This is a genomic window from Alteromonas sp. 4NH20-0104 (assembly GCF_057547795.1).
In genome coordinates, this window is record NZ_BAAJLP010000022.1 from 71,055 (window position 1) to 91,134 (window position 20,080).

General features: G+C 48.1%; 17 protein-coding genes and 3 pseudogenes. 10 read left to right on the plus strand and 10 right to left on the minus strand.

The genetic code is table 11. The features are described 5' to 3' along the window. Positions 1 to 5: 5 nt before the first annotated feature. Both AC27IB_RS15775 and AC27IB_RS15780 read right to left on the minus strand, forming a co-directional pair. On the minus strand, positions 6 to 1,928 hold the full coding sequence (locus AC27IB_RS15775) for a PrkA family serine protein kinase (RefSeq protein WP_296049749.1): 1,923 nt from the start codon (positions 1,926 to 1,928) through the stop codon (positions 6 to 8). Between the two features lie 235 nt (positions 1,929 to 2,163). Then, positions 2,164 to 2,748, minus strand: coding sequence for a Fe-Mn family superoxide dismutase (locus tag AC27IB_RS15780; RefSeq protein ID WP_296049751.1), 585 nt, complete (start codon positions 2,746 to 2,748; stop codon positions 2,164 to 2,166). Between the two features lie 455 nt (positions 2,749 to 3,203). Between AC27IB_RS15780 and AC27IB_RS15785 the strand changes: the two genes are divergently transcribed. The 5 genes from AC27IB_RS15785 (at position 3,204) to AC27IB_RS15805 (ending at position 11,180) form a co-directional block, all read left to right on the plus strand. After that, positions 3,204 to 3,551 carry a Grx4 family monothiol glutaredoxin gene (locus AC27IB_RS15785; protein WP_296049754.1) on the plus strand — a complete coding sequence of 116 codons (348 nt, stop codon included), beginning with the start codon at positions 3,204 to 3,206 and terminating at the stop codon, positions 3,549 to 3,551. A 334-nt stretch (positions 3,552 to 3,885) separates the two neighbouring features. Beyond that, positions 3,886 to 6,537 carry a TonB-dependent receptor plug domain-containing protein gene (locus tag AC27IB_RS15790; protein WP_487122083.1) on the plus strand — a complete coding sequence of 884 codons (2,652 nt, stop codon included), beginning with the start codon at positions 3,886 to 3,888 and terminating at the stop codon, positions 6,535 to 6,537. An 88-nt stretch (positions 6,538 to 6,625) separates the two neighbouring features. Then, a complete protein-coding gene (locus AC27IB_RS15795; protein ID WP_296049760.1) occupies positions 6,626 to 7,168 on the plus strand; it encodes an RNA polymerase sigma factor in 543 nt (180 codons plus the stop codon). A gap of 13 nt (positions 7,169 to 7,181) precedes the next feature. Beyond that, on the plus strand, positions 7,182 to 8,216 hold the full coding sequence (locus AC27IB_RS15800) for a FecR domain-containing protein (RefSeq protein WP_296049763.1): 1,035 nt from the start codon (positions 7,182 to 7,184) through the stop codon (positions 8,214 to 8,216). 168 nt (positions 8,217 to 8,384) lie between these two features. Then, on the plus strand, positions 8,385 to 11,180 hold the full coding sequence (locus AC27IB_RS15805) for a TonB-dependent receptor domain-containing protein (RefSeq protein WP_487122085.1): 2,796 nt from the start codon (positions 8,385 to 8,387) through the stop codon (positions 11,178 to 11,180). Between the two features lie 24 nt (positions 11,181 to 11,204). Here AC27IB_RS15805 and AC27IB_RS15810 read toward each other — a convergent pair whose 3' ends face one another. Next, positions 11,205 to 11,399 (minus strand): (2Fe-2S)-binding protein, encoded by a 195-nt coding sequence (locus AC27IB_RS15810; protein WP_105936733.1) that lies wholly within the window; start codon positions 11,397 to 11,399, stop codon positions 11,205 to 11,207. A 256-nt stretch (positions 11,400 to 11,655) separates the two neighbouring features. Here AC27IB_RS15810 and AC27IB_RS15815 point away from each other — a divergent pair, with 256 nt between their 5' ends. Then, positions 11,656 to 12,261, plus strand: a complete 606-nt coding sequence (locus AC27IB_RS15815) for a peroxiredoxin (protein WP_296049770.1) — start codon at positions 11,656 to 11,658, stop codon at positions 12,259 to 12,261. Positions 12,262 to 12,364: 103 nt separating this feature from the next. Here AC27IB_RS15815 and rnt read toward each other — a convergent pair whose 3' ends face one another. Next, positions 12,365 to 13,006: a ribonuclease T gene (rnt, locus tag AC27IB_RS15820; RefSeq protein ID WP_487122088.1), complete on the minus strand. Its 642-nt coding sequence runs from the start codon at positions 13,004 to 13,006 to the stop codon at positions 12,365 to 12,367. Between the two features lie 206 nt (positions 13,007 to 13,212). Here rnt and AC27IB_RS15825 point away from each other — a divergent pair, with 206 nt between their 5' ends. After that, the gene (locus tag AC27IB_RS15825) at positions 13,213 to 14,094 is read left to right on the plus strand and encodes a flagellar protein MotY (protein ID WP_487122090.1); all 882 of its coding nucleotides are present in this window, start codon (positions 13,213 to 13,215) and stop codon (positions 14,092 to 14,094) included. 60 nt (positions 14,095 to 14,154) lie between these two features. Here the strand turns inward: AC27IB_RS15825 and glpQ are convergent, their stop codons facing one another. Next, entirely contained in the window at positions 14,155 to 15,156 is a 1,002-nt protein-coding gene (gene glpQ, locus AC27IB_RS15830) for a glycerophosphodiester phosphodiesterase (RefSeq protein WP_487122092.1), read from the minus strand. A 6-nt stretch (positions 15,157 to 15,162) separates the two neighbouring features. After that, positions 15,163 to 15,546 carry a lactoylglutathione lyase gene (gene gloA / locus AC27IB_RS15835; protein WP_487122094.1) on the minus strand — a complete coding sequence of 128 codons (384 nt, stop codon included), beginning with the start codon at positions 15,544 to 15,546 and terminating at the stop codon, positions 15,163 to 15,165. Between the two features lie 249 nt (positions 15,547 to 15,795). Here gloA and AC27IB_RS15840 point away from each other — a divergent pair, with 249 nt between their 5' ends. Both AC27IB_RS15840 and AC27IB_RS15845 read left to right on the plus strand, forming a co-directional pair. Continuing rightward, positions 15,796 to 15,957: a hypothetical protein gene (locus AC27IB_RS15840; RefSeq protein ID WP_487122096.1), complete on the plus strand. Its 162-nt coding sequence runs from the start codon at positions 15,796 to 15,798 to the stop codon at positions 15,955 to 15,957. Next, positions 15,954 to 17,072 (plus strand): RNA polymerase sigma factor, encoded by a 1,119-nt coding sequence (locus AC27IB_RS15845; protein ID WP_487122098.1) that lies wholly within the window; start codon positions 15,954 to 15,956, stop codon positions 17,070 to 17,072. The genes AC27IB_RS15840 and AC27IB_RS15845 overlap by 4 nt, the downstream gene beginning before the upstream one ends. Before the next feature lie 15 nt (positions 17,073 to 17,087). On the opposite strand, the gene AC27IB_RS15850 is transcribed toward AC27IB_RS15845, so the two are convergent. From AC27IB_RS15850 to AC27IB_RS15860, 3 genes and pseudogenes are all read right to left on the minus strand, one after another. Further along, positions 17,088 to 18,071, minus strand: coding sequence for an aromatic ring-hydroxylating oxygenase subunit alpha (locus AC27IB_RS15850; protein ID WP_296049787.1), 984 nt, complete (start codon positions 18,069 to 18,071; stop codon positions 17,088 to 17,090). Between the two features lie 206 nt (positions 18,072 to 18,277). Beyond that, positions 18,278 to 18,361, minus strand: a pseudogene (locus tag AC27IB_RS15855) (endonuclease III); the annotation flags it as partial. 219 nt (positions 18,362 to 18,580) lie between these two features. Then, the gene (locus AC27IB_RS15860) at positions 18,581 to 19,177 is read right to left on the minus strand and encodes a chromate transporter (RefSeq protein ID WP_487122100.1); all 597 of its coding nucleotides are present in this window, start codon (positions 19,175 to 19,177) and stop codon (positions 18,581 to 18,583) included. Positions 19,178 to 19,618: 441 nt separating this feature from the next. Between AC27IB_RS15860 and AC27IB_RS15865 the strand changes: the two are divergent. Beyond that, positions 19,619 to 19,717 (plus strand): annotated as a pseudogene (locus AC27IB_RS15865) (helix-turn-helix transcriptional regulator); the annotation flags it as partial. 65 nt (positions 19,718 to 19,782) lie between these two features. Here the strand turns inward: AC27IB_RS15865 and AC27IB_RS15870 are convergent. After that, positions 19,783 to 20,080: pseudogene (locus AC27IB_RS15870) on the minus strand (hypothetical protein); the annotation flags it as partial.

The window sequence follows — 20,080 nt, forward strand, 5'->3', positions numbered from 1 at the left end:
GCACCCTAAGATGCTTTGCGGACACGCAGGTACCATTCGCACAGTAACCGTACTTGTTTTTGTGTATACCCTTTTTCCACCATACGGTTCACAAAGTCGTCATGTTTCTTACGATCTTCGGCTGAGCCTTTGGTGTTAAACGAAATCACCGGCAATAAATCTTCCGTGTTGGAGAACATTTTCTTCTCAATCACGGTGCGCAGTTTTTCGTAGCTGGTCCAGTTTGGATTTTTGCCACTGTTATTGGCTCGGGCACGCAACACAAAATTGACGATTTCATTGCGGAAATCTTTCGGATTACTGATACCAGCCGGCTTTTCGGTTTTTTCCAGCTCAGCATTCAATGAAGCCCTGTCAAACAACTGACCGGTCTCCGGATCGCGGTATTCCTGATCCTGGATCCAAAAATCGGCATAGGTAACATAACGGTCAAACAGGTTCTGACCATACTCAGAGTAAGACTCCAGGTAGGCCGTTTGAATTTCCTTACCGATAAATTCCACATAGTGGGGGATAAGAAACCCTTTCAAGAATTCTTTGTAACGGTCTGCGGTTTCCTGTGGGAACTGCTCACGCTCAATCTGCCGTTCCAGCACATAAAACAGATGCACCGGATTAGCCGCTACTTCGGCGTGGTCGAAATTAAACACGCGCGACAGAATTTTAAAGGCGAAACGGGTAGAGAGACCTTCCATGCCTTCGTCTACACCAGCGTAGTCACGATACTCCTGATAAGACTTTGCTTTCGGGTCGGTATCTTTAAGACTCTCACCGTCGTATACCCGCATTTTAGAGTACAGACTGGAGTTCTCAGGATCTTTAAGCCGTGATAACACAATAAACTGAGCCAGACTTTTGAGCGTATCTGGTGCACAAGGCGCGCCATGAAGCTCACTGTTTTGCAGCAGTTTGTCGTAAATCCGCATTTCTTCTGACACACGCAGACAATAAGGGACTTTTACAATATATACGCGGTCGAGAAAGGCCTCATTGTTTTTATTGTTGCGAAATGACTGCCACTCGGATTCGTTGGAGTGGGCCAGAATGAGCCCGTCAAAAGGCAGTGCAGAGAACCCTTCTGTGGGGTTGTAGTTGCCTTCCTGTGTAGCCGTTAACAACGGGTGAAGCACCTTAATAGGCGCTTTAAACATTTCAACAAACTCCATCAGCCCCTGGTTGGCTTTACACAGTGAACCGGAATAACTGTACGCATCGGGATCGTTCTGAGCAAAGGTTTCCAGCCGACGAATATCCACTTTACCGACCAGCGAAGAAATATCCTGGTTGTTTTCATCACCGGGTTCGGTTTTGGCAATGCCCATCTGGTCGAGGATAGAAGGGTAAACCTTTACCACTTTAAACTTACTGATATCCCCATTAAATTCATGCAGACGTTTTCTGGCCCAGGGGGACATGATGGTTTTTAAGTACCGCTTTGGAATGCCATACTCTTTCTCCAGAATATGGCCATCTTCATTCACATCGAACAGGCAGAATGGATGATCATTAACCGGTGAGTCCTTGATCATATAGATTGGCACTTTTTGCATCAGCTCTTTGAGCCGTTCTGCCAATGATGATTTACCGCCGCCAACCGGCCCCAGTAAATACAGAATTTGTTTTTTCTCTTCCAGACCCTGAGCGGCATGGCGCAGATAGGATACAATTTGCTCGATGGCTTCTTCCATACCAAAAAATTCATGGAAGGCTGGATAACGCGCAATAATTCGGTTAGAGAAAATGCGGCTGAGTGCCGGATCGTTTGATGTGTCTATCATTTCAGGCTCGCCAATGGCCTGCAATAATCTTTCAGCGGAATTTGCATAGGCCATCGGGTCGTTTTTACAGATGTCTAAGAATTCCTGAATGGTAAACTCTTCTTGCTTATGTTTTTCATAGCGCTCTTGGTAATGCTCGAAAATACCCATAAATACCCCTGTATAAAAAACGGTCTCCCGTACTTCCAGCATAGTCCTATAATTTCAGAAAACAATGGGGTGAGGCTGTTATTCGTCGTTTATTTTTGCAACAAAAATGTTAATAAAATCATGAGGCCCAAGTGAAATAAGGGCTGGCAAAGGGCGGTGCGAAGGGGAAAAAAGTGAAAATAATCAGTGGGGGAGTGAAGGATCGTACCCGCTGGACGCGGGTACGAAAATAGTCTTACGCGCCGAAGTTTGCCGCCGCGAATTCCCAGTTAACCAGGGCCCAGAAGCCGCCTAAATACTTAGGACGCAGGTTACGGTAATCAATGTAGTAAGCGTGTTCCCACAGGTCAACGGTCAGCACTGGCGTCAGGCTGTCGTCTGTCAGTGGGGTGCCAGCATTGCTGGTGTTAACGATATCCAGGCTACCGTCAGCAGTTTTAACCAACCAGGTCCAGCTTGAACCAAAGTTGTTAACCGCTTTGTCGTTGAATGCTGCCTGAAAGTCTTCAAATGAACCCCATTTTGCAACAATGGCGTCTGCCAGAGCACCGCTTGGCTCACCGCCGCCATTCGGGCTTAAGCTGTGCCAGTAGAAGGTGTGGTTCCAAATTTGCGCCGCGTTGTTAAATACGCCGCCTTCAGAAGTTTTAACGATCTCTTCCAGGCTCTTCGATTCCAGATCAGTACCTTCTACCAGACCATTCAGTTTGGTTACATAAGTAGCGTGGTGCTTACCATAGTGGTAATCAAGCGTCTCAGCAGAAATGTGTGGCTCCAGAGCATCTTTTTCATAAGGTAACGCTGGTAGTTCAAAAGCCATATGAGTCTCCATTTTCTTGGTTAGTTGTACGTAGTCTGTTATCAGAATAAGTCTTTTTATCTAACGGTCATTTATCCCGACACCGTATGATATAGGGACGGATTTATTTAACCCAATGACAATTAGATGAAATTTTTCTTTTTTGAGTTAGTTGGCGGCGGGAACCTGATACGTCGCAGTCACAAAACCGATAACCAATCCAAATGCTGTTGCGTGTCGTAACAAGCTGACTGACTATTTGTATTACAGATTAGCCCAAGCGCTTGTGAAACTCCAACACCAGCTTGGTATATCATAGGCATAAATGCACTTATCGGATCACTTCGACCAGGGCAAACTGTGAAATCCGGATTTATGCACGGTAGATATTAATGGTACAATCGTAGCTACCCGCCCTTGAAAAAAGGCGTACATGCATACATATCCCTGCAAAGGTAAATATTTAAGAGGCATCCATGGAAAACAACGGTGAACAAACCACACTAGAGCGCATTCAGCAGCAAATCTCAGAAAATCCGATTCTGCTGTATATGAAAGGCTCTCCTAAATTACCCAGCTGCGGCTTCTCAGCTCAGGCATCTCAGGCACTGATGTCCTGTGGTGAACAGTTTGCTTATGTTGATATTCTGCAAAATCCCGACATTCGCGCTGAGCTGCCAGCCTACGCTAACTGGCCAACGTTCCCACAATTATGGGTCGACGGTGAACTGGTTGGAGGTTGCGATATCATTCTGGAAATGTTCCAGCAAGGTGAATTACAGCCATTAATTAAAGACACTGCGGCAAAAACCAAAGCTGAGTAGTCATCTATATGCTCAAAAACCGGCTCAACTGAGCCGGTTTTTTTATGCCTGAAAATTACCCGGATCAGCCTGGAAATACAGCTAAAATTGGTGTTTTTTTACCTGGCCAAATATCTATAGACAAGTCACCAAACTCAATCCTCCATCACTTCAAAATATATTTTTAATTTGGCATTTTTTGTTTGTTTATTAGCTGGTTAGCGTCTATAAACCCTTTGCTGTCACGGCTCGCCGAGGCAGTGTTGAAGGTAAAAATAAACAGATAAAAAGGCCGGTATTTTGTGCAACCAGAAACGTGTGGCAGTACCGACCAACAATAATCCGGGAAACCATTATGAAAACAAGTTTGACGAGAATTTCAGCGCAACTTCGTTTGGTGCTTGCTGCGTCGGTTGCGGCTACCAGTGTTGTTGCTACCCCTGCGCTTGCTCAGGACGACGCAGAAGCCAAATCGGTTGAGAAGATCGCCGTTGTCGGTACTCGCGCTGCACCGCGCTCAATTGGCGATTCTGCCGTCCCTATCGATATTATCTCAGAAGAAGAGTTTGTTAATCAGGGCTCTACCGATATGGTGTCCATGATGCAAACCGTGGTGCCGTCGTTTAATGTTAACGATCAGCCGATTAACGATGCCTCCACACTGGTGCGCCCGGCCAACCTACGCGGTATGGCTTCAGATCATACCCTGGTGCTGGTTAACGGTAAGCGCCGTCACCGTTCTGCCGTAATTACTTTCCTTGGCGGCGGTTTGTCTGACGGTGCCCAGGGCCCCGATATTTCAACTATTCCTGCCGCGGCATTAAAGCAGGTTGAAGTATTACGGGACGGTGCCGCCGCTCAGTACGGTTCAGATGCTATTGCCGGTGTGGTCAACTTCGTGCTCAAAGACAGTGCTGAAGGCGGTATGTTTGAAGCCCGCTACGGTTCACACTATGAAGGCGACGGCGACATGATGCAGTTAAGCGGTAACATCGGTTTACCGTTGGGTGACGATGGTTTCGCTAACTTCACCGGTGAATATCGTACCGCTAATCCAACCTCGCGCAGTGTACAGCGTGATGATGCGGCTGCAATAGCCGATGCTGGCAATATGGCGATTGCCAACCCTGCGCAGATTTGGGGGAGTCCGGAGATAAAGGATGATCTAAAATTATTTGCTAACCTTGGTATGGACTTGTCGGCTGATTCCAAGGTTTACCTATTTGGTAATTACGCCGAACGTGAAGTGGAAGGCGGATTCTATTACCGTAATCCGCATACTCGTGGAGGTGTAAACGACGGTGGCTTTGAAGCTGCGGATATTAATGGTGATGGCGTTCTAACAGTTAACGAAGATGGTGATATTAACGAAGGCTATCAATTGCTACTGGTCGGTGATCTAACTGGTGATATGTCGGGGAACTGTCCAACCGGCATTCGTGCGGGTCAATTCATTGATGGTTCTTTAGATTTGACTGGCTATAACGTGTTGACAGACTCGACTTATCTTGATCAAGTAGCCAATAACCCTAACTGTTTCGCCTTTAACGAAATGTTTCCGGGCGGTTTTACCCCGCGTTTTGGCGGCACTGTGGAAGACATGTCACTGGTGTTTGGTACCAGCGGTGAACTGGGCAATGAAATCGGATATGACGTAAGCCTGAACTTTGGTCAGAACTCGGTTGACTTTGCTATCAGCAATACCATTAACCCATCTTTGGGGCCGGATACGCCAACCTCATTTAAACCGGGTACTTACACCCAAACCGAAAAATCACTGGATATCGACTTAACCAAGCCGATTGAAATGGGTTTATCTGAGCCGGTCTACCTTGCTGGTGGCTTCCAGTACCGTCATGAAACTTACGAAAGTGAGGCAGGCGATCCGGCGTCTTTTGCCATTGGTCCGTTAGCCTCTCAGGGGTTCGGCATTGGCTCTAATGGTTTCCCGGGCCTGTCTACCCGTAGTGCCGGTGAAGCCTCGCGCCACAATATTGCATTGTACCTGGACGCCGAAGCGTATCTGACTGATAACCTGTTACTAACGGCGGCCGTGCGCTATGAAGACTTTTCTGACTTTGGTGATACCACCAAAGGCAAAGTGTCACTGCGCTATCAGGCTACCGACGATATAGCTTTCCGTGGAGCGTACAGCACAGGCTTTAAAGCGCCGACTATTGGCCAGAGTAATGTACGTAACGTAACCACCGCGTTTGGTACAGACGGACGCCTTATCGACCGTGCAACGTTGCCGCCTACCGATCCTATTTCAGTACAAAAAGGCGGTACACAGTTAACGCCGGAAGAATCAGAAAGCATGAGCGTTGGTATGGTAGCTGAGTTTGACAACGGCTTGTTCCTGACTGTGGATTACTACCACATTGAAGTGACCGATCGGATCAGCACCACATCGGGGATCCGCTTAACGGAAGAAGACATTGAAGCCTTGCTTGCTCTGGGGGTAGAGGATGCCTCAAGCTTCTCGGAAGTGAGCTTCTTTACCAATGACTTTGATACCACCACAGAAGGTGTGGATATCGTCGCCAACTATTCTTTCGACATGTACGGCGGTGAAACCAAGCTTGCTCTTGCTTATAACTGGACATCGACTACCGTCGATGATGCGTCGGATAACATCTCAGCCGAACGGATTCATATGCTGGAAGATAACCTGCCGGCCATTCGTTACAGCCTGACAGCGAATCATACTAATGGTGACTGGCGTATCCTGGGCCGCATGAATTATGCTGGCAGTATCTATGAAGATCACCTGGATTCAGGGCTGCCTATCGATAATGTCAGTGCAGAGTTTACCTTTGATATGGAAGTGGGCTATCACTTCACCGACGATCTGCAACTGGTTGTCGGCGCGAAGAACCTGTTTGATGAGCGCCCTGATCGTAACGTGATGTGGGATAACGAAATTGCCGGTTCTAAATATCCGACGACATCGCCTATCGGGATCAATGGTGGCTTCTATTATGTAAGAGGTATTTATACTTTTTAAGGTAAAATAATGCCATTGGCTGGTCGGGATTGCCCGGCCAGCCCTTTGATTTCAACTAACAATAAGCCATGTTGCCAGATACTGACCAATGAGCGGACACTCTAAAATTGCTGCGAGCTATTTAAAATACCGCAACCGTCTGATGCGAGCGGTAGCCAGTATTGTTGACGATAACGACATTGAAGATATCGTGCAGGACGCTTTTGTTAAAAGTTATGAAGCTGAGTTAAAACAGGACATTCAGTACGAACGGACTTACATGTTGAAAACAGTGCGTAACCTTGCACTCAATCATGTATCCCGGGCGGCGCATAAGCTGAATGACCAGGTCGATAATATGGATCTGCTGTCACACAGCAACATGGACTCGTCGCTGGAAAAACAGTTTGAAAGTAAACAACGATTTATTCACTTTTGCCAGGCAACGGAAAATTTGTCAGCGGAAGTAAAGCGCGTCTTTTTGTTGAAGAAAGTGTACGATATGAGTCAGCGCGATATCGCCGAACTTCTGCAACTTAGTGAAAGTACAGTGGAAAAACACGTTGCCAAAGGGCTTATGCAATGCGCCCAGTTTCTGGCACGACAACAGCAACCTCAGCGTGCTGACGATAGTCAGTCAAATCTGGGGTAGGTCAATAGTAGTTATGAGTAATGTAAGTCAGTTCAACAGCAAAGAAACCATACAGGCTAGCGCATGCGACTGGATAGCCGCTATTGATCGTGGGCTCACCGGGCAGGAAACGGAAGCACTCAAAGCCTGGGTTGCCAGCAACCCCTCCCATCAGAAAGTGTTGGCCGAAATGGCTGCACTGTGGGATGACATGAGTGTAATGAACACCGTGCGGGAACTGACACCCTTACCGGGCCGGTCTGCGCCGAATCAAGTGAAGCGCTGGTGGGGGGCTGCGGCCGCCGCTATTATGCTTACCGGACTAATCAGCTGGCAATGGCTGGCCAGTTCGTCAGTATCGCCGCAACAGGTCATGCTGACTCAACACAGCCAAACGCTGGTGGGCGAGCAAAAAACCATTACCCTGGCCGACGGTTCCACCGTGTTTTTAAACACCGATACGGAGATACATGTCAGCTTTTATGCTGACGCCCGTCAGGTAGTGCTTTTGCAAGGCGAAGCGCATTTTGAGGTGGCAAAAGATCCGTCTAAACCTTTTACCGTGTCGGCTGGCGATAATGCGGTCACCGCCGTTGGCACCGCATTCAATATGCAGTTTACACAGGACAAGGCGTTTGAGCTGACCGTTACGGAAGGTAAAGTGAGGGTATCCAGCCAGTCCTTTGGGGCTGATAAAGAACAGCATGCTGAACCGGTCATTGCTCAGGAAGGAGTCATGGTGTTCGCCGGAGAAAAAGTACTGGTTGATGAAACTGTCTCGTCGCGGGTGTCGCTGACCCAGTCAGAAATCGCTCAGAGTCTTGCCTGGCAGGACGGGCAGATTGTGTTTACCGGTGAACAATTGCCACAGGCGTTGCAGGAAATCAGTCGCTACACACAGGTGCGGTTTGTGATAGATGATGCTGCCCTCAACACCACAAGGGTGGCCGGCTATTTCAGAGTGGGTGACATCAAAGGATTGCTGGTGGCGCTGGAGAATAGCTTTGCTATCAGCTCTTATGAAGCGGCCGACAAGACCATTCATCTGCATACCGCGAAAGACTCGTGATAAAAAAGTGCACGACTTGCAGGTTTGTGTAACTATTAGCGGAATTTAACCTAACCTTAACAAGTAACATTGCGTAACCGTTACACTATCAGTTGGCTTTTCACTGTTTTACTGGTCGCTGTCAGCCCGGCTCTACCGGCGTTTAGTGCTGTTGAGGAAGGGGCGCCAATGGCGACCTATGATTTTTCAGTCAGGACGCAAACCGCAGACAAATCCCTCATTGAGCTGGCCGGTCAGGCCAGAACCACTCTGCTGTTTCCATTTGAGATTGCCGAGCAAATCGTGTTGCCTGCTCTCCACGGTCGATACACATTGGAAGAAGCGCTTAGCCTGCTGTTAAAAAACTCCCCGCTTACTATACGTCGTGACAACAAAGGCTACCTGACGATAGTGCAAAGGCCTGAAGCGCCGGAGCTGAGCGACCCATCGCCAACGATAGAGACAGCCAAAACGGAAGAAGGGCCGGTGTTTGAGCGTATTTCGGTATTAGGTAACAGGGCTTCGGCAAGAGGGGCCTACGATTCCACGGTGCCGTTAGATATCATTGCCACGGATAATCCGTTTTTTGCTGGCAGTCAGACCATGCTTGATGGCTTAACGCAGTTGATCCCTTCTTTTAATGTCAGCGCACAAACTACCAATGATGCCGCCATGCTGGTGCGCCCGGCGAATCTTCGAGGGCTGGCATCTGATCACACGTTAACCCTGATTAACGGTAAGCGCAGACATCGCTCTGCGGTGATAACGTTTCTTGGCGGCGGGCTGTCAGATGGTGCCCAGGGGCCGGATATTTCGGTATTGCCGGTGAGTGCTATTGAGCAGGCCGAAGTTCTGCGCGACGGTGCGGCGGCACAGTACGGCTCAGATGCAATTGCCGGCGTAATGAATTTTAAAATGAAAAGTACCCCGGGCCAGGGGACTGTAACGGTGAGTGGCGGGCAGTATTCCGCCGGTGACGGTGAGCAGGTAGCAGTGCAACTCACCCAGGGATTTGCTCTGGGTAATAACGGCTCGCTGCAGCTCAGCGCTGAATATCAGCAACAACGCCCCACGGATCGCAGTGTTCAGCGCCAGGATGCTCAGCAACTGCTGGACGCTGGTAATGATGCCATCAAATTGCCGGCGCAGATGTGGGGGAGTGCAGCCATGGATCGGGATAGTAAACTGGCGGCGAATCTGGCATTGCCGGTCACCGATTCCCATGAGTTGTATGCTTTTATTCTGGGGACCAGCCGAGATATGGAAGGCGAGTTTTATTTTCGTAACCCACAGCGACGCCAGGGCGTATTTGTTACGGGCACCCAACAACCATCGCAGTTGCTAATTGCCGATCTGGACGGTCTCGGCGAAGGTATTGAATGTCCGGTTGTTCCGGTCGATTCCGGCAACGTGCTCACTACCGTGCCCTATCAGCAAATTGCTGATGAGCAAACCCCGACAGGGCGAAATTGCTTTGCTTTTAATGAACGGTTTCCCGGCGGCTTTACGCCCCGGTTTGGTGGCAGGGTAAAAGACGGCACCTTTTACGCGGGCAGTCGTGGTGAGCTTGCAGATGCCTGGCAGTACGATGTGAGCATAGGGGCCGGCTATTCGGGGATCCGCTATTACATAGACGATACCGTCAACCCGTCATTAGGACCTCAGTCTCCAACTTCCTTTCTTCCTGGCGGTGCGGCACAAATTGAACGTAATGCCAGTCTTGGGTTACTAAAAAGTCTGCCGGTCGGTTATTACCAACCCGTTACACTGGCGTTGGGGATGGAATGGCGAAGTGAGCGCTACCGTCAAATTGAAGGTGAGCTGGCGTCTTATCAGGTAGGACCCTATGCACAAAACCGACTGGGTCTGGATAGCGGATTCTCGGTTGGTGCAAACGGGTTTCCGGGATACCGACCAGAGACCTCTGGTGAGTGGCAGCGTGAAACCCGGGCGGTCTATGTTGACCTGACCGTGCCTGTGAATGAAGAATGGTTAACGACCGCCGCGTTCAGAGCGGAAGATTTTTCTGATTTTGGGACCCATGTTGACGGTAAATTGAGTGTCCGCTGGCAAGCGACTCAGGCCATAGCCTACCGCTCGTCACTTAGCACGGGGTTTAAAGCGCCTACCGTAGGCCAGAGCAATATCATTAATATCAGTACTAAGTTTGGTTTAAATGGGCTGGAAGATCAGGTGACCCTGCCGCCAACTAATATCGTAGCTACCGAATTGGGGGCTACGCCATTACTGCCTGAAGAGTCGGTGAATGTAAGCGTTGGTGTGGTCGCCAACCTTTCTTCTGACGCGCAGTTAACCATGGATTTTTATCAGATATATTTAGCGGATCGCATCAGCACAACGTCAGCCATTGCACTGAATGAAGCGAGCGTACAATTATTGCTTGAACAAGGGTTTGAAGAGGCCGCAACCTACCGTAGCGCTAAATTCTTTACCAATGATTTTGACACTCGCACCAGAGGACTGGACTTAGTATTCAACTGGCAGTTTGACGTTTACGGCTGGCAGCATCAGTTACTGGCAACGCTGAATTGGACAGACACTCAGGTGACCAGAGTGAGTGCCAGGGACTTCGAGCAAACAGAGGGCTCGATAAACCTGACCGCCCAGCGCATACGTATGCTGGAAGACAACTTACCGGCTTACCGGGCGAATGTGAGTCTGATCCAGCAACTTGGTGCACATCAGCTGGCCTGGCAACTGCATTATTATGGCGCCTTTTACGAAGATCATCTGGACGCTTCGGCCGGTTACGATATTGAGACGGCAGGACGGTTTACTCTGGATGCGCGGTGGTCGTACACCCTAACGCCTGAGTGGCAGCTAACAGTGGGCATGAATAATGTGTTTAATACTCAGCCTGAACTCAATCCGCACCGGTTTGTCGCGGGGGCAAAGTATCCGTCAACGAGTCCGGGTGGGTTTGATGGGCGTTATGGGTTTGTTGCGTTAAAAGCAGGGTGGTAAGCCGGGAGGCAATAAAAAAGGACGTTAACCAACGTCCTTAAACAAGCTTTCATTAATAATGGTGGAATCGATAACCTGTTGGGCCATTTGTATGCACTTACCACATTGCGAACCCAACTGCAGTTGTTCGCGCAGATCACGTATATTGCCAACGCCGCTGTCAGTCACAGCTTTGCGTATCGCGGTATCAGTTACACCGTAACACATGCAAACGTACATAGAACCTTAACTCCAATATCAATATGCAAATGATAATAATTGCTATTTGAGGTTATTGCAAATATTTTGTGCAGCTTTATGACGAATCCGTCATCTGGCAGGTCAATATCGGCTTATCTGGTCTGATGAGTTTAAAAAAGTCCGCAACGTCAATTGTATTTTCATTTAATGCACTCACTATATCAGGCAGCAGCAGATACTGATGTGATATAGATCACAACTACTGCTATTCACATAATGAAAATGGAGAATAGATATGAGCGTACTAGTTGGACGTCCAGCCCCGGATTTTACTGCAGCAGCCGTCTTAGGCAGTGGTGAAATTGTTGACAGCTTTACTCTGAGCGAAGCCATCAAAGGCAAAAAAGCCGTCGTCTTTTTCTATCCACTGGACTTTACCTTTGTATGTCCGTCAGAACTGATTGCTTTTGATAAGCGTTACGAAGAATTCACTAAGCGTGGTGTTGAGGTTATCGGTGTGTCTATCGATTCTCAGTTCTCGCACAACGCATGGCGTAATACACCTGTAAACCAAGGTGGTATTGGTCCGGTAAAATACACCCTGGTTGCTGATACCAAGCATGAAATTTGTCAGGCCTACGACGTTGAGCATCCTGAAGCGGGTGTGGCTTTCCGTGGTTCTTTCCTGATCGACAAAGAAGGTCAGGTTCGCCATCAGGTAGTTAACGATCTGCCTTTAGGTCGTAATATCGACGAAATGCTGCGCATGGTTGACGCACTGGATTTCCACGAAGAGCACGGTGAAGTATGTCCGGCTGGCTGGACTGAAGGTAAAGCCGGTATGGACGCAAGCCCTGAAGGTGTTGCTAAGTACCTGGCTGAGAAATCAGAAGAGCTTTAATCGCGTTTTTGAAATGAAAAGAGGCACTTCGGTGCCTCTTTTTTTTGCTTTAATTTTTACGCCCAGGGGGGGCCTGACCAGGTTATAGCGTTAATTGTTAAACTTAGTTTTCGTTAGGTGCGGACAATGGCCAACCGCCCAGACTGGCGTAGCGATTAACGATATAGCAGAACAATTCGGCGGTTCTTTCGGCATCATAAAGGGCGGAATGAGCTTCATTCTGATCAAAGCTTATACCAGCGGCCTGACAGGCTTTTACCAGAACAGTCTGACCTAAGGCGAGCCCGGCAAGGGTAGTGGTATCAAACGATACAAACGGGTGAAACGGCGTGCGTTTTATATTACAACGCTCAATTGCGGCATTCACAAAGCTCTGATCAAAGGTGGCGTTGTGTGCCACTATCACACTGCGCTGACAGTCCGCTTCCTTTTGCAGTTTACGTACGTGTTTACACAGCCCTTTCATGGCTTCATCTTCACTGATGGCACCACGTAAGGCACAGTCCGGGTCGATACCATTAAAATCAAGCGCTGCCTGTTCTAAATTGGCCCCTTCAAAAGGGGTCACGTGTGCATGGTAGGTAGCAGCAGGGGCTAACATGCCCTCACTGTCCATGCTTAGAGTGACTGCGGCAATTTCTAACAGCGCGTCGGTGGTTGCATTAAAGCCTGCTGTTTCGACATCAATGATGACCGGGAAATAGCCTCTGAAGCGTTGTGACAGTGGGGGAATAGTTTGTGGCATATCACTCTGTATCTGGTGGTTGAATAGTAAACCTGACGGTTAGTGGTGAGCAGACTCGTTGATGGATAAATCAAAGAGTGTTCTCATCAGGGGGAGAATTATGTCAATATTAGCGCTGAGTATCTACCCGGTGCTAAACTTTTATTGTTCGTTGACGATAAGATAGAGACGAAGGTTTACAGGTTTATCGATTACTGAGGCTATACATGTTGAAATCGGTTTCGCTAATTTCATTTTCCATTGCTTTGCTGGGGATGGGCGCCAGCTCGGCTCAGGCATCATTGCGTCAGTACCATTCAACGGTAGAAAGCTCACAGTGGCAGCTCAGCAGGAGTTCTAGACTCAGCTGTACGCTTAGCCATACTTTGCCCGGTTATGGGGAAGCGCAGTTCACCAGTGAAGCGTCCAAACAACTCAATATGGAATTTGTGCTGGATATGAATCTGTTGCCCAAGAAGTTTGGCACGGCAGCGGTTTATGCCGTCCCGCCGAAATGGATGCCCGGTGTCAGGGCGCGACAAATTGCCGACATGACATTGCGTACTCAGTACGATGGTGATTTACCCGAAGAGACCGCCTGGACCATGCTCAGTGAGCTGGAAAAAGGCTTTTGGCCAACCATTTATTATCAGGACTGGTACAACCCGAATGACGAAGTTGCAGTGGGGTTAAATGCGAGTAATTTTGCTCCGGTGTATCAGGACTTTGTTAGTTGTGTGTCAAACCTGCTGCCGTACAGCTTTGATGATATCAGCTACACGGTACTGAGCTACGAGAAGAACAGTACCGAGCTATCACGGTATTCGAAGCGCAGGTTGGCGATGATTGGCGACTACTTGCGAGAAGATAACGAACTTGAACTGGTGCTTCTCGACGGTTACACCGACAGTTACGGTGGCTCATGGAATAACCAGCAGTTGTCGGTAAAACGAGCAAACGAAGTCAAGAAATACCTTACCGACCTCGGTGTAGGAGAGGATCGCATTGAAATCACCGGGCACGGTGAAAAACGCCATATTGCGCCCAATACTACCAGCCAGTCAAGAGCAACAAACCGTAGGGTGGTGGTCAGGATGGCAAAGTCCTGAGTCTGACGACGATTGTGAAAAGCCGCGACTGACTCTCGCGGCTTTTTTGTGTGGGTGGATTCACTGGCCTTGCAAAAAACGTTTAACCGGCGGGACCTGATCGGTAAACACACCATCGAACTGCCATTTTTTCACCATCAGCATCAACAGTTGCTCAGCGGAAATCCCTGGCGGCAAAGCATCGAGTCGAAAGGTGTATGGGTGAATCAGCAGCCCAGCCTGTTGAGCAGCCATCATCCAGTCGGTGAGCTCTGTGGTTGGCTGCCCTTGCTCGTATCGCGTGACATGACCCAGCCATGGCCCTATGCCCTGTACATATTGGGTTAACTCCTGCATGCCAGCAACTGTTTTGAGGGCATCGTAGTTGGTAGGGGTTTCATTCCAGCTGTTTTCGGCAATAAGCTGAATGAGTTTGACTCTGGCACCGAGCTCCTGACGAAGTCGTTTAATTTCTTCAAAGTCAAAACACTGGATATAGATGTTGGCAGCGGCATCATCGAGATTATGCGCACGCAATACCTTCAGCACTGCTTTACTGATATCAATTCCCTGCTCGCGGTGCCAGGCCGGCGACTTGATTTCACTGTACAAACCGACTGATTCACCGGTAGTCGTATTGAGAGAGCGAATGGTGCTGAGATGTTCAGTAAAGGTGGCAACCTTAAATTGCCCCTCACCCTGATAGCGGTTTGCATAGACTTGCTTGCCCTGGGAGTCGGTACGTTCATGTACCGTTAATAACCTGAGTTCGGCCAGAGTAAAGTCCAGCGCATAGAAACGCCCGTCTTCGCGATGACGGTCAGGGAACACGTTTGCTACATTGGTGACCGTTTCAAGATGGATATCGTGTAGCACAACCAGCTCGCCATCGCTGGTTATCACCAAATCCTGCTCGATGTAATCAGGTTGCTGAGCAAAGGCCATGGTGGTGGCTGCCAGAGTGTGTTCCGGCAGATAACCCGAAGCACCGCGGTGGGCAATAATATCAAATGCCAGGCATTGAAATGACACCAGCGTCGCCAACGATAGCAGGGCTATCGGTTTTATATCAATTTTTAACACAAACACTTACTCAGGTTGGATTAACTCAATGGCATAACCGTCGGGATCGCGCACAAAGGCAATGACGGTTTTGCCGCCTTTTACCGGACCGGGTTTACGGTAAACATCGGCACCTTGTGCCTCAAGTTGCTCGCAAAAGGCATAGATGTCTTCTACAGCGAAGGCAACGTGACCGTAAGCATTACCCAGATCATATTCGTTATCACCCCAGTTGTAGGTCAGTTCCAGTACGCCCTGTTCAGACTCATCGGCATAACCTACAAATGCCAGAGTGTATTCATATTCTGTGTTGTCACTTTTACGCAGCAATTTCATGCCCATGGTGTCAACGTAAAACGCCAGGGAAGCGTCCAGGTCTTTTACCCGTAACATGGTGTGTAACATTCGCATCAAAAGCTCCTTCAAAAGACATTGTGCTGCCACTCTTTTTCAACAGTATGACAGCAAGGGATTTTATGTTCGCACTGTAATTAATCTGCAAAGCAGATTAAAGTAAATTGTGACCAGTGTGCCAAATAGGCGGTTTGAGCGCCAATAGCCGGTGTCAGGCCTGGCGTAAATTTTTTTCACAGCGGGTGTCACACTTTGCTGGTTAGCGGTTTCTTTATTGCACATGGATAATGAAAGGAAGATACCGTTATGAAAATTTCTCTGCCTGCGGCCTGTAAAAACACCCGCACCCGTTCTTTTGGCGTAATAGTGGCTATTGTCATTGCAATTTGGTCGGCGAATAGTCAGGGTAATGACCTGAGCTCATCTTTACTCACAGAACAGGTGCAACAGCAAGGAGCTAAACAATGAGCGTGCAAGCCTTAATATCAAATGATGATGTCTGCGCTGCTCAGCATGGCGATGAGCAGGCATTCAACCGGCTGGTGGCTGCCAGCCGTAATACGATAGCCAGCATAGCACTGGCGATTACCCGGGATCGTGATGCCAGCGAGGAAATCACCCAGCAAGTGTTTATCAGTTGCTGGCAAAAACTGGATACGCTGAAAAACTCGGCCAGTTTTTTACCCTGGGTCCGTCAGTCGGCGCGTTACGCCGCTTACAATTATCTGCGCGATAACCGCCTGGCAGACCGCGTGGGCGGAGATGAAGCCGATGCCTTGTTCGCCGCTTATTGCGATGGAGAATTACCACCAGAAACCAGCCTGAGCCGTACGCAAACCAATCAGTTATTGAACCATGTGGTGGATGAGCTGCCAGAGGAAAGCCGCGAAATAGTGCTGCTGTATTACCGTGAAGAGCAATCAGCCAGTCAGGTGGCTGAGTTGCTGTCTGTTTCGCCAGAGTTGGTGCGCCAACGGCTGAGCAGGGCAAGAAAAGTCCTCAAGGCCAACTTACTGGAACGTTATGGACAGCTTATTTTAACCACTGCTCCTACATTGACGATTACGTCAATATTGTTAGCTGGCGCCAGCGTCAGTGCACCGGCCCAGGCCTCCGGCGGCGCCTTTATAGCGAAGTCTGGTAGTGCTGGCATACTCAAAGTCCTGTTCAGCGGTGCCTTTTTTGCCGCCTTACTGGGCGCCTTAAGTGTGTTCTGGAGTACCCGGTTACCCTTAAAACATATGACCATCGAAAGTCAGAAAGCGCGCCTGAAACAGCTGCGTAAAATCACTGTTATCTGGGTACTTGCCACTGGCGTATTGCTGGCTGCCGCTTACGAGTTAACCACTGGTTGGGTAATGCCTGTACTGGCTTATACTTTATTTGCCGGCGGGTTAAGTGTACAGGTTAAGAAAATGCAGCGGGTGATAATGTACGACCTGTTCGACAGTAAAACCTTATCCACGACATTACAACGTCAGGCCTTCTGGCAAAAATGCTGGGGCAACATCGGGCTTTACGGGGCGCTAATCGTAGGGTTCGCCAGTATGATTGCGGGACTCATTGGCAGCGGCCGTTTATAACAAAGCAGGGGCCACTTATTGCGCTAAAAAGCGATAAAACTCAGCCACGCCGGCTTCCAGGAATGGCTCAACCGGCCCATGCTCTTCTTCGCCATTGAAGTACAACGCTTCTCTGCCTTGCTCGAGCAGAGCACAGGCAACCTCATCTTCGGCAGCCGTTTCCATGTAGGCCTGTTTTTCGGCGGCAAAGTAGTCCGGGTTCTGGATGAACAAGGATTCGGGATAATAAAACTCAACATGATTGGTGCATTGCCGCGGGCCATCAGGGTACACCGTACTCACTATAAGCACATCCGGATACCATTCAATCATAATGTTCGGGTAGAGATAACACCATATAGCACCATAGCGTGGCAGCTCGCCGTTGAACCGGGCCAAAAGGTGGTCCTGATACTCGCGGTAATGAGGTGTGGTTGCACCAGACAGGTCACTACCTATAGCTACTTTTTGTACCGAATAGTCATCCCCGAACTGCCAGTTAAGTGCAGTAGGCTTTACATACTGCCTTAGCCCCGGATGCATGGAAAATACATGATAGTTTTCCAGGTAAATTTCGGCAAAGGTTTTCCAGTTACACCGGTATGTGGTGCTATCCAGACCGGCGAAGCGGTATTCATCAAAGTTGATGTAATCTACCAGGCCCAATTCGTTAAGATCCATATCAGGTACCCGGCCATTAAAAAGCAGGCCATGCCATGAACTAAGCGATACTTTTTTCAACTGGCCGTCGGGTTTTTGCAAAAAGTGAGGAGCGCCTTTTAAGTTGCCCTGATGGTCGTAACCCCAGCAATGTAGCGGGCAAACAATATTCCTTGTTTTGCCGCTGCCCTGAAGTAACCTTGCCTGGCGGTGTAAGCAGACATTAGAGATTAAATTGTAGTCTGAGCCCTGATTAAACAGTACGTAGCGATTATGGTGATGGGGTAACACCTGATAACTGTATTTCGCTGGCACCATAAGGCTGTGCCCGGCGTAGTTGAGCCCCTTATTTGAATGCAAAATCCACTTCGGCCTGACTGATGTCAGGGGCAAAGTAACTTTTAATGGATGGGTGTTTAACCACTACCCGCTGCTCCAACTGATTGACCAACAGAGGTTACGCCGCTCGTATTTCCGATGTGGGCGCAGCCGGATAATAATGGGTATGGGGGGGAGAGTCGATCAATCACTTTTTGTGCCAGCGACAAAAATAATTGATTGTATTAGTCGACGTTTTTGCCCAGGGCAAATTTAGCGCGGTTAGATACGCGATATATATGCGTGTCCACGGCGATAGTGGGCCAGCTGAAGTATAAGGAAGGTAGATTTTTGGTTTTACATTTTATCTTTAAGTAGAATTCGGTTCTCAGTGAAAACACGCAGCGTTGAGCACAAAAAGTGTAAAAAATCTTAGCTACTTCCTTTATTATCAACGTTTAAACAAAGAATAAATTCACATCGAAAACTGTCTCGTATCGCTGCCATAATTATGCAGTTGCCCCTTTAATCCCTCTATGAATCCAGCACTATTATTTGGTAAAAACTATCAAGCAGGACATATGAGGATACTCCTGAAAAAGCCAAGGGCTTCCCGGAGAAAACGTACTCTCAGGGAGCGAAAATACATCAGCTGATAGCTTTGGCATAAAATACATCTGATGAGGAGGAAACGAAATCAACTCGTTGGTATCTTCTAGGTAAGCCTGATTATTTTTCGACATCATATACACCAAAGCCCCGACTTTTGCCGTGGGTAATTCACCCATCTCAAACTTTTTGGCGATTTCACCCATCACTTGCTTCGTGCTGGCTCCAGCGTAAAGACGAGCTGTGTGATATTCTAATGTAGGTAATACTGTTTCAGTTGCAGGTTTATTCAAACATGCTGGTTCAAACCGTCCATGTGGGTTACGCACAACTAAACAGGTAAAATCATTACGTCCCTTTTTTATGGTCTGAAACTTTCCGTCGCGGAACATAACGAATGACGCAGAATCAGTTATGTGATTTGGCGCTGCTTCACTGGCAAAAACAACCTCTTGCTTTTCTTCACCCGTCATCGCAGCCACCTCAGCGGTGACGAAAACGAAACCAATTACTGATACTATTTGAAAAACTTTTTTCATTTTACGATCCATTGTAAATTCAATTCATTATATTGATGTATGCAAAAAGCGCACATCCTGTCCCATACCAATCTGTAACCCATTTATCCCTAGGATGAATGCTAATTCACTAGTCTGCGTTTGACACACAACGAAATTCACTTTGGATGAATATGGTTCAATTCAGAAGTGTTGGCATGCAAACATGACAAGCAGGCTGATTTGGAAGCTTAACGTGGGTACTTAATAAGAATAGTCCACAACCTAGTTCTTCACAATTGAGAACAGGACTTATTAACACTATAGGCTGCCTAACGGCAGTTGTGGTGCAATCGCTATAATAGCTAATTTGCGAAAAGCGTCATGAACAAACGTCTGAAAGCTTTCAGAGCCGAACGAGATTAGCTTAAGGTGACTTAGCAGAAGGATTAGATGTATCTCGCTAAACCGTGAAAGGACTGAAAAGGCAAATACGATCCGAGTTTACCATTAGCTTTTAAAATAGCTCGACTGTTTGAATTGACAATAGAAGATGTTTTTCAGGACAACAATGATAATTAAACAAAAAACCGAATTCACTAAAAGCCAAACTGAACTTCTGGTTATCACCAAAAACAGATCTAGGGCTATTCTGCTTTATCCTTAAACTCACACAAGTCTTCAATGATACAAGATTCACACCGAGGCTTGCGGGCAATACAGGTATAACGCCCGTGGAGAATAAGCCAGTGGTGAACGTCGACTTTGAACTCTTTGGGCACAACCTTAAGGAGCTTTTCCTCGACCTTGTCGACATTTTTGCCCATGGCAAACTTGGTGCGATTGGAAACGCGATAAATGTGGGTGTCTACCGCGATAGTGATCCAACCAAAAGACAAATAATCTGGCTCAAACGGTGATGTGTCTTTAGTTTGTTGAATACAA

What these genes read in the sequence shown, in the direction of transcription:
- AC27IB_RS15775 (WP_296049749.1), bottom strand. Translation starts at nt 1,928, where the DNA reads ATGGGTATTTTCGAGCATTACCAAGAGCGCTATGAAAAACATAAGCAA.
- AC27IB_RS15780 (WP_296049751.1), bottom strand. Translation starts at nt 2,748, where the DNA reads ATGGCTTTTGAACTACCAGCGTTACCTTATGAAAAAGATGCTCTGGAG.
- AC27IB_RS15785 (WP_296049754.1), top strand. Translation starts at nt 3,204, where the DNA reads ATGGAAAACAACGGTGAACAAACCACACTAGAGCGCATTCAGCAGCAA.
- AC27IB_RS15790 (WP_487122083.1), top strand. Translation starts at nt 3,886, where the DNA reads ATGAAAACAAGTTTGACGAGAATTTCAGCGCAACTTCGTTTGGTGCTT.
- AC27IB_RS15795 (WP_296049760.1), top strand. Translation starts at nt 6,626, where the DNA reads ATGAGCGGACACTCTAAAATTGCTGCGAGCTATTTAAAATACCGCAAC.
- AC27IB_RS15800 (WP_296049763.1), top strand. Translation starts at nt 7,182, where the DNA reads ATGAGTAATGTAAGTCAGTTCAACAGCAAAGAAACCATACAGGCTAGC.
- AC27IB_RS15805 (WP_487122085.1), top strand. Translation starts at nt 8,385, where the DNA reads ATGGCGACCTATGATTTTTCAGTCAGGACGCAAACCGCAGACAAATCC.
- AC27IB_RS15810 (WP_105936733.1), bottom strand. Translation starts at nt 11,399, where the DNA reads ATGTACGTTTGCATGTGTTACGGTGTAACTGATACCGCGATACGCAAA.
- AC27IB_RS15815 (WP_296049770.1), top strand. Translation starts at nt 11,656, where the DNA reads ATGAGCGTACTAGTTGGACGTCCAGCCCCGGATTTTACTGCAGCAGCC.
- rnt (WP_487122088.1), bottom strand. Translation starts at nt 13,006, where the DNA reads ATGCCACAAACTATTCCCCCACTGTCACAACGCTTCAGAGGCTATTTC.
- AC27IB_RS15825 (WP_487122090.1), top strand. Translation starts at nt 13,213, where the DNA reads ATGTTGAAATCGGTTTCGCTAATTTCATTTTCCATTGCTTTGCTGGGG.
- gloA (WP_487122094.1), bottom strand. Translation starts at nt 15,546, where the DNA reads ATGCGAATGTTACACACCATGTTACGGGTAAAAGACCTGGACGCTTCC.
- AC27IB_RS15840 (WP_487122096.1), top strand. Translation starts at nt 15,796, where the DNA reads ATGAAAATTTCTCTGCCTGCGGCCTGTAAAAACACCCGCACCCGTTCT.
- AC27IB_RS15845 (WP_487122098.1), top strand. Translation starts at nt 15,954, where the DNA reads ATGAGCGTGCAAGCCTTAATATCAAATGATGATGTCTGCGCTGCTCAG.
- AC27IB_RS15860 (WP_487122100.1), bottom strand. Translation starts at nt 19,177, where the DNA reads ATGAAAAAAGTTTTTCAAATAGTATCAGTAATTGGTTTCGTTTTCGTC.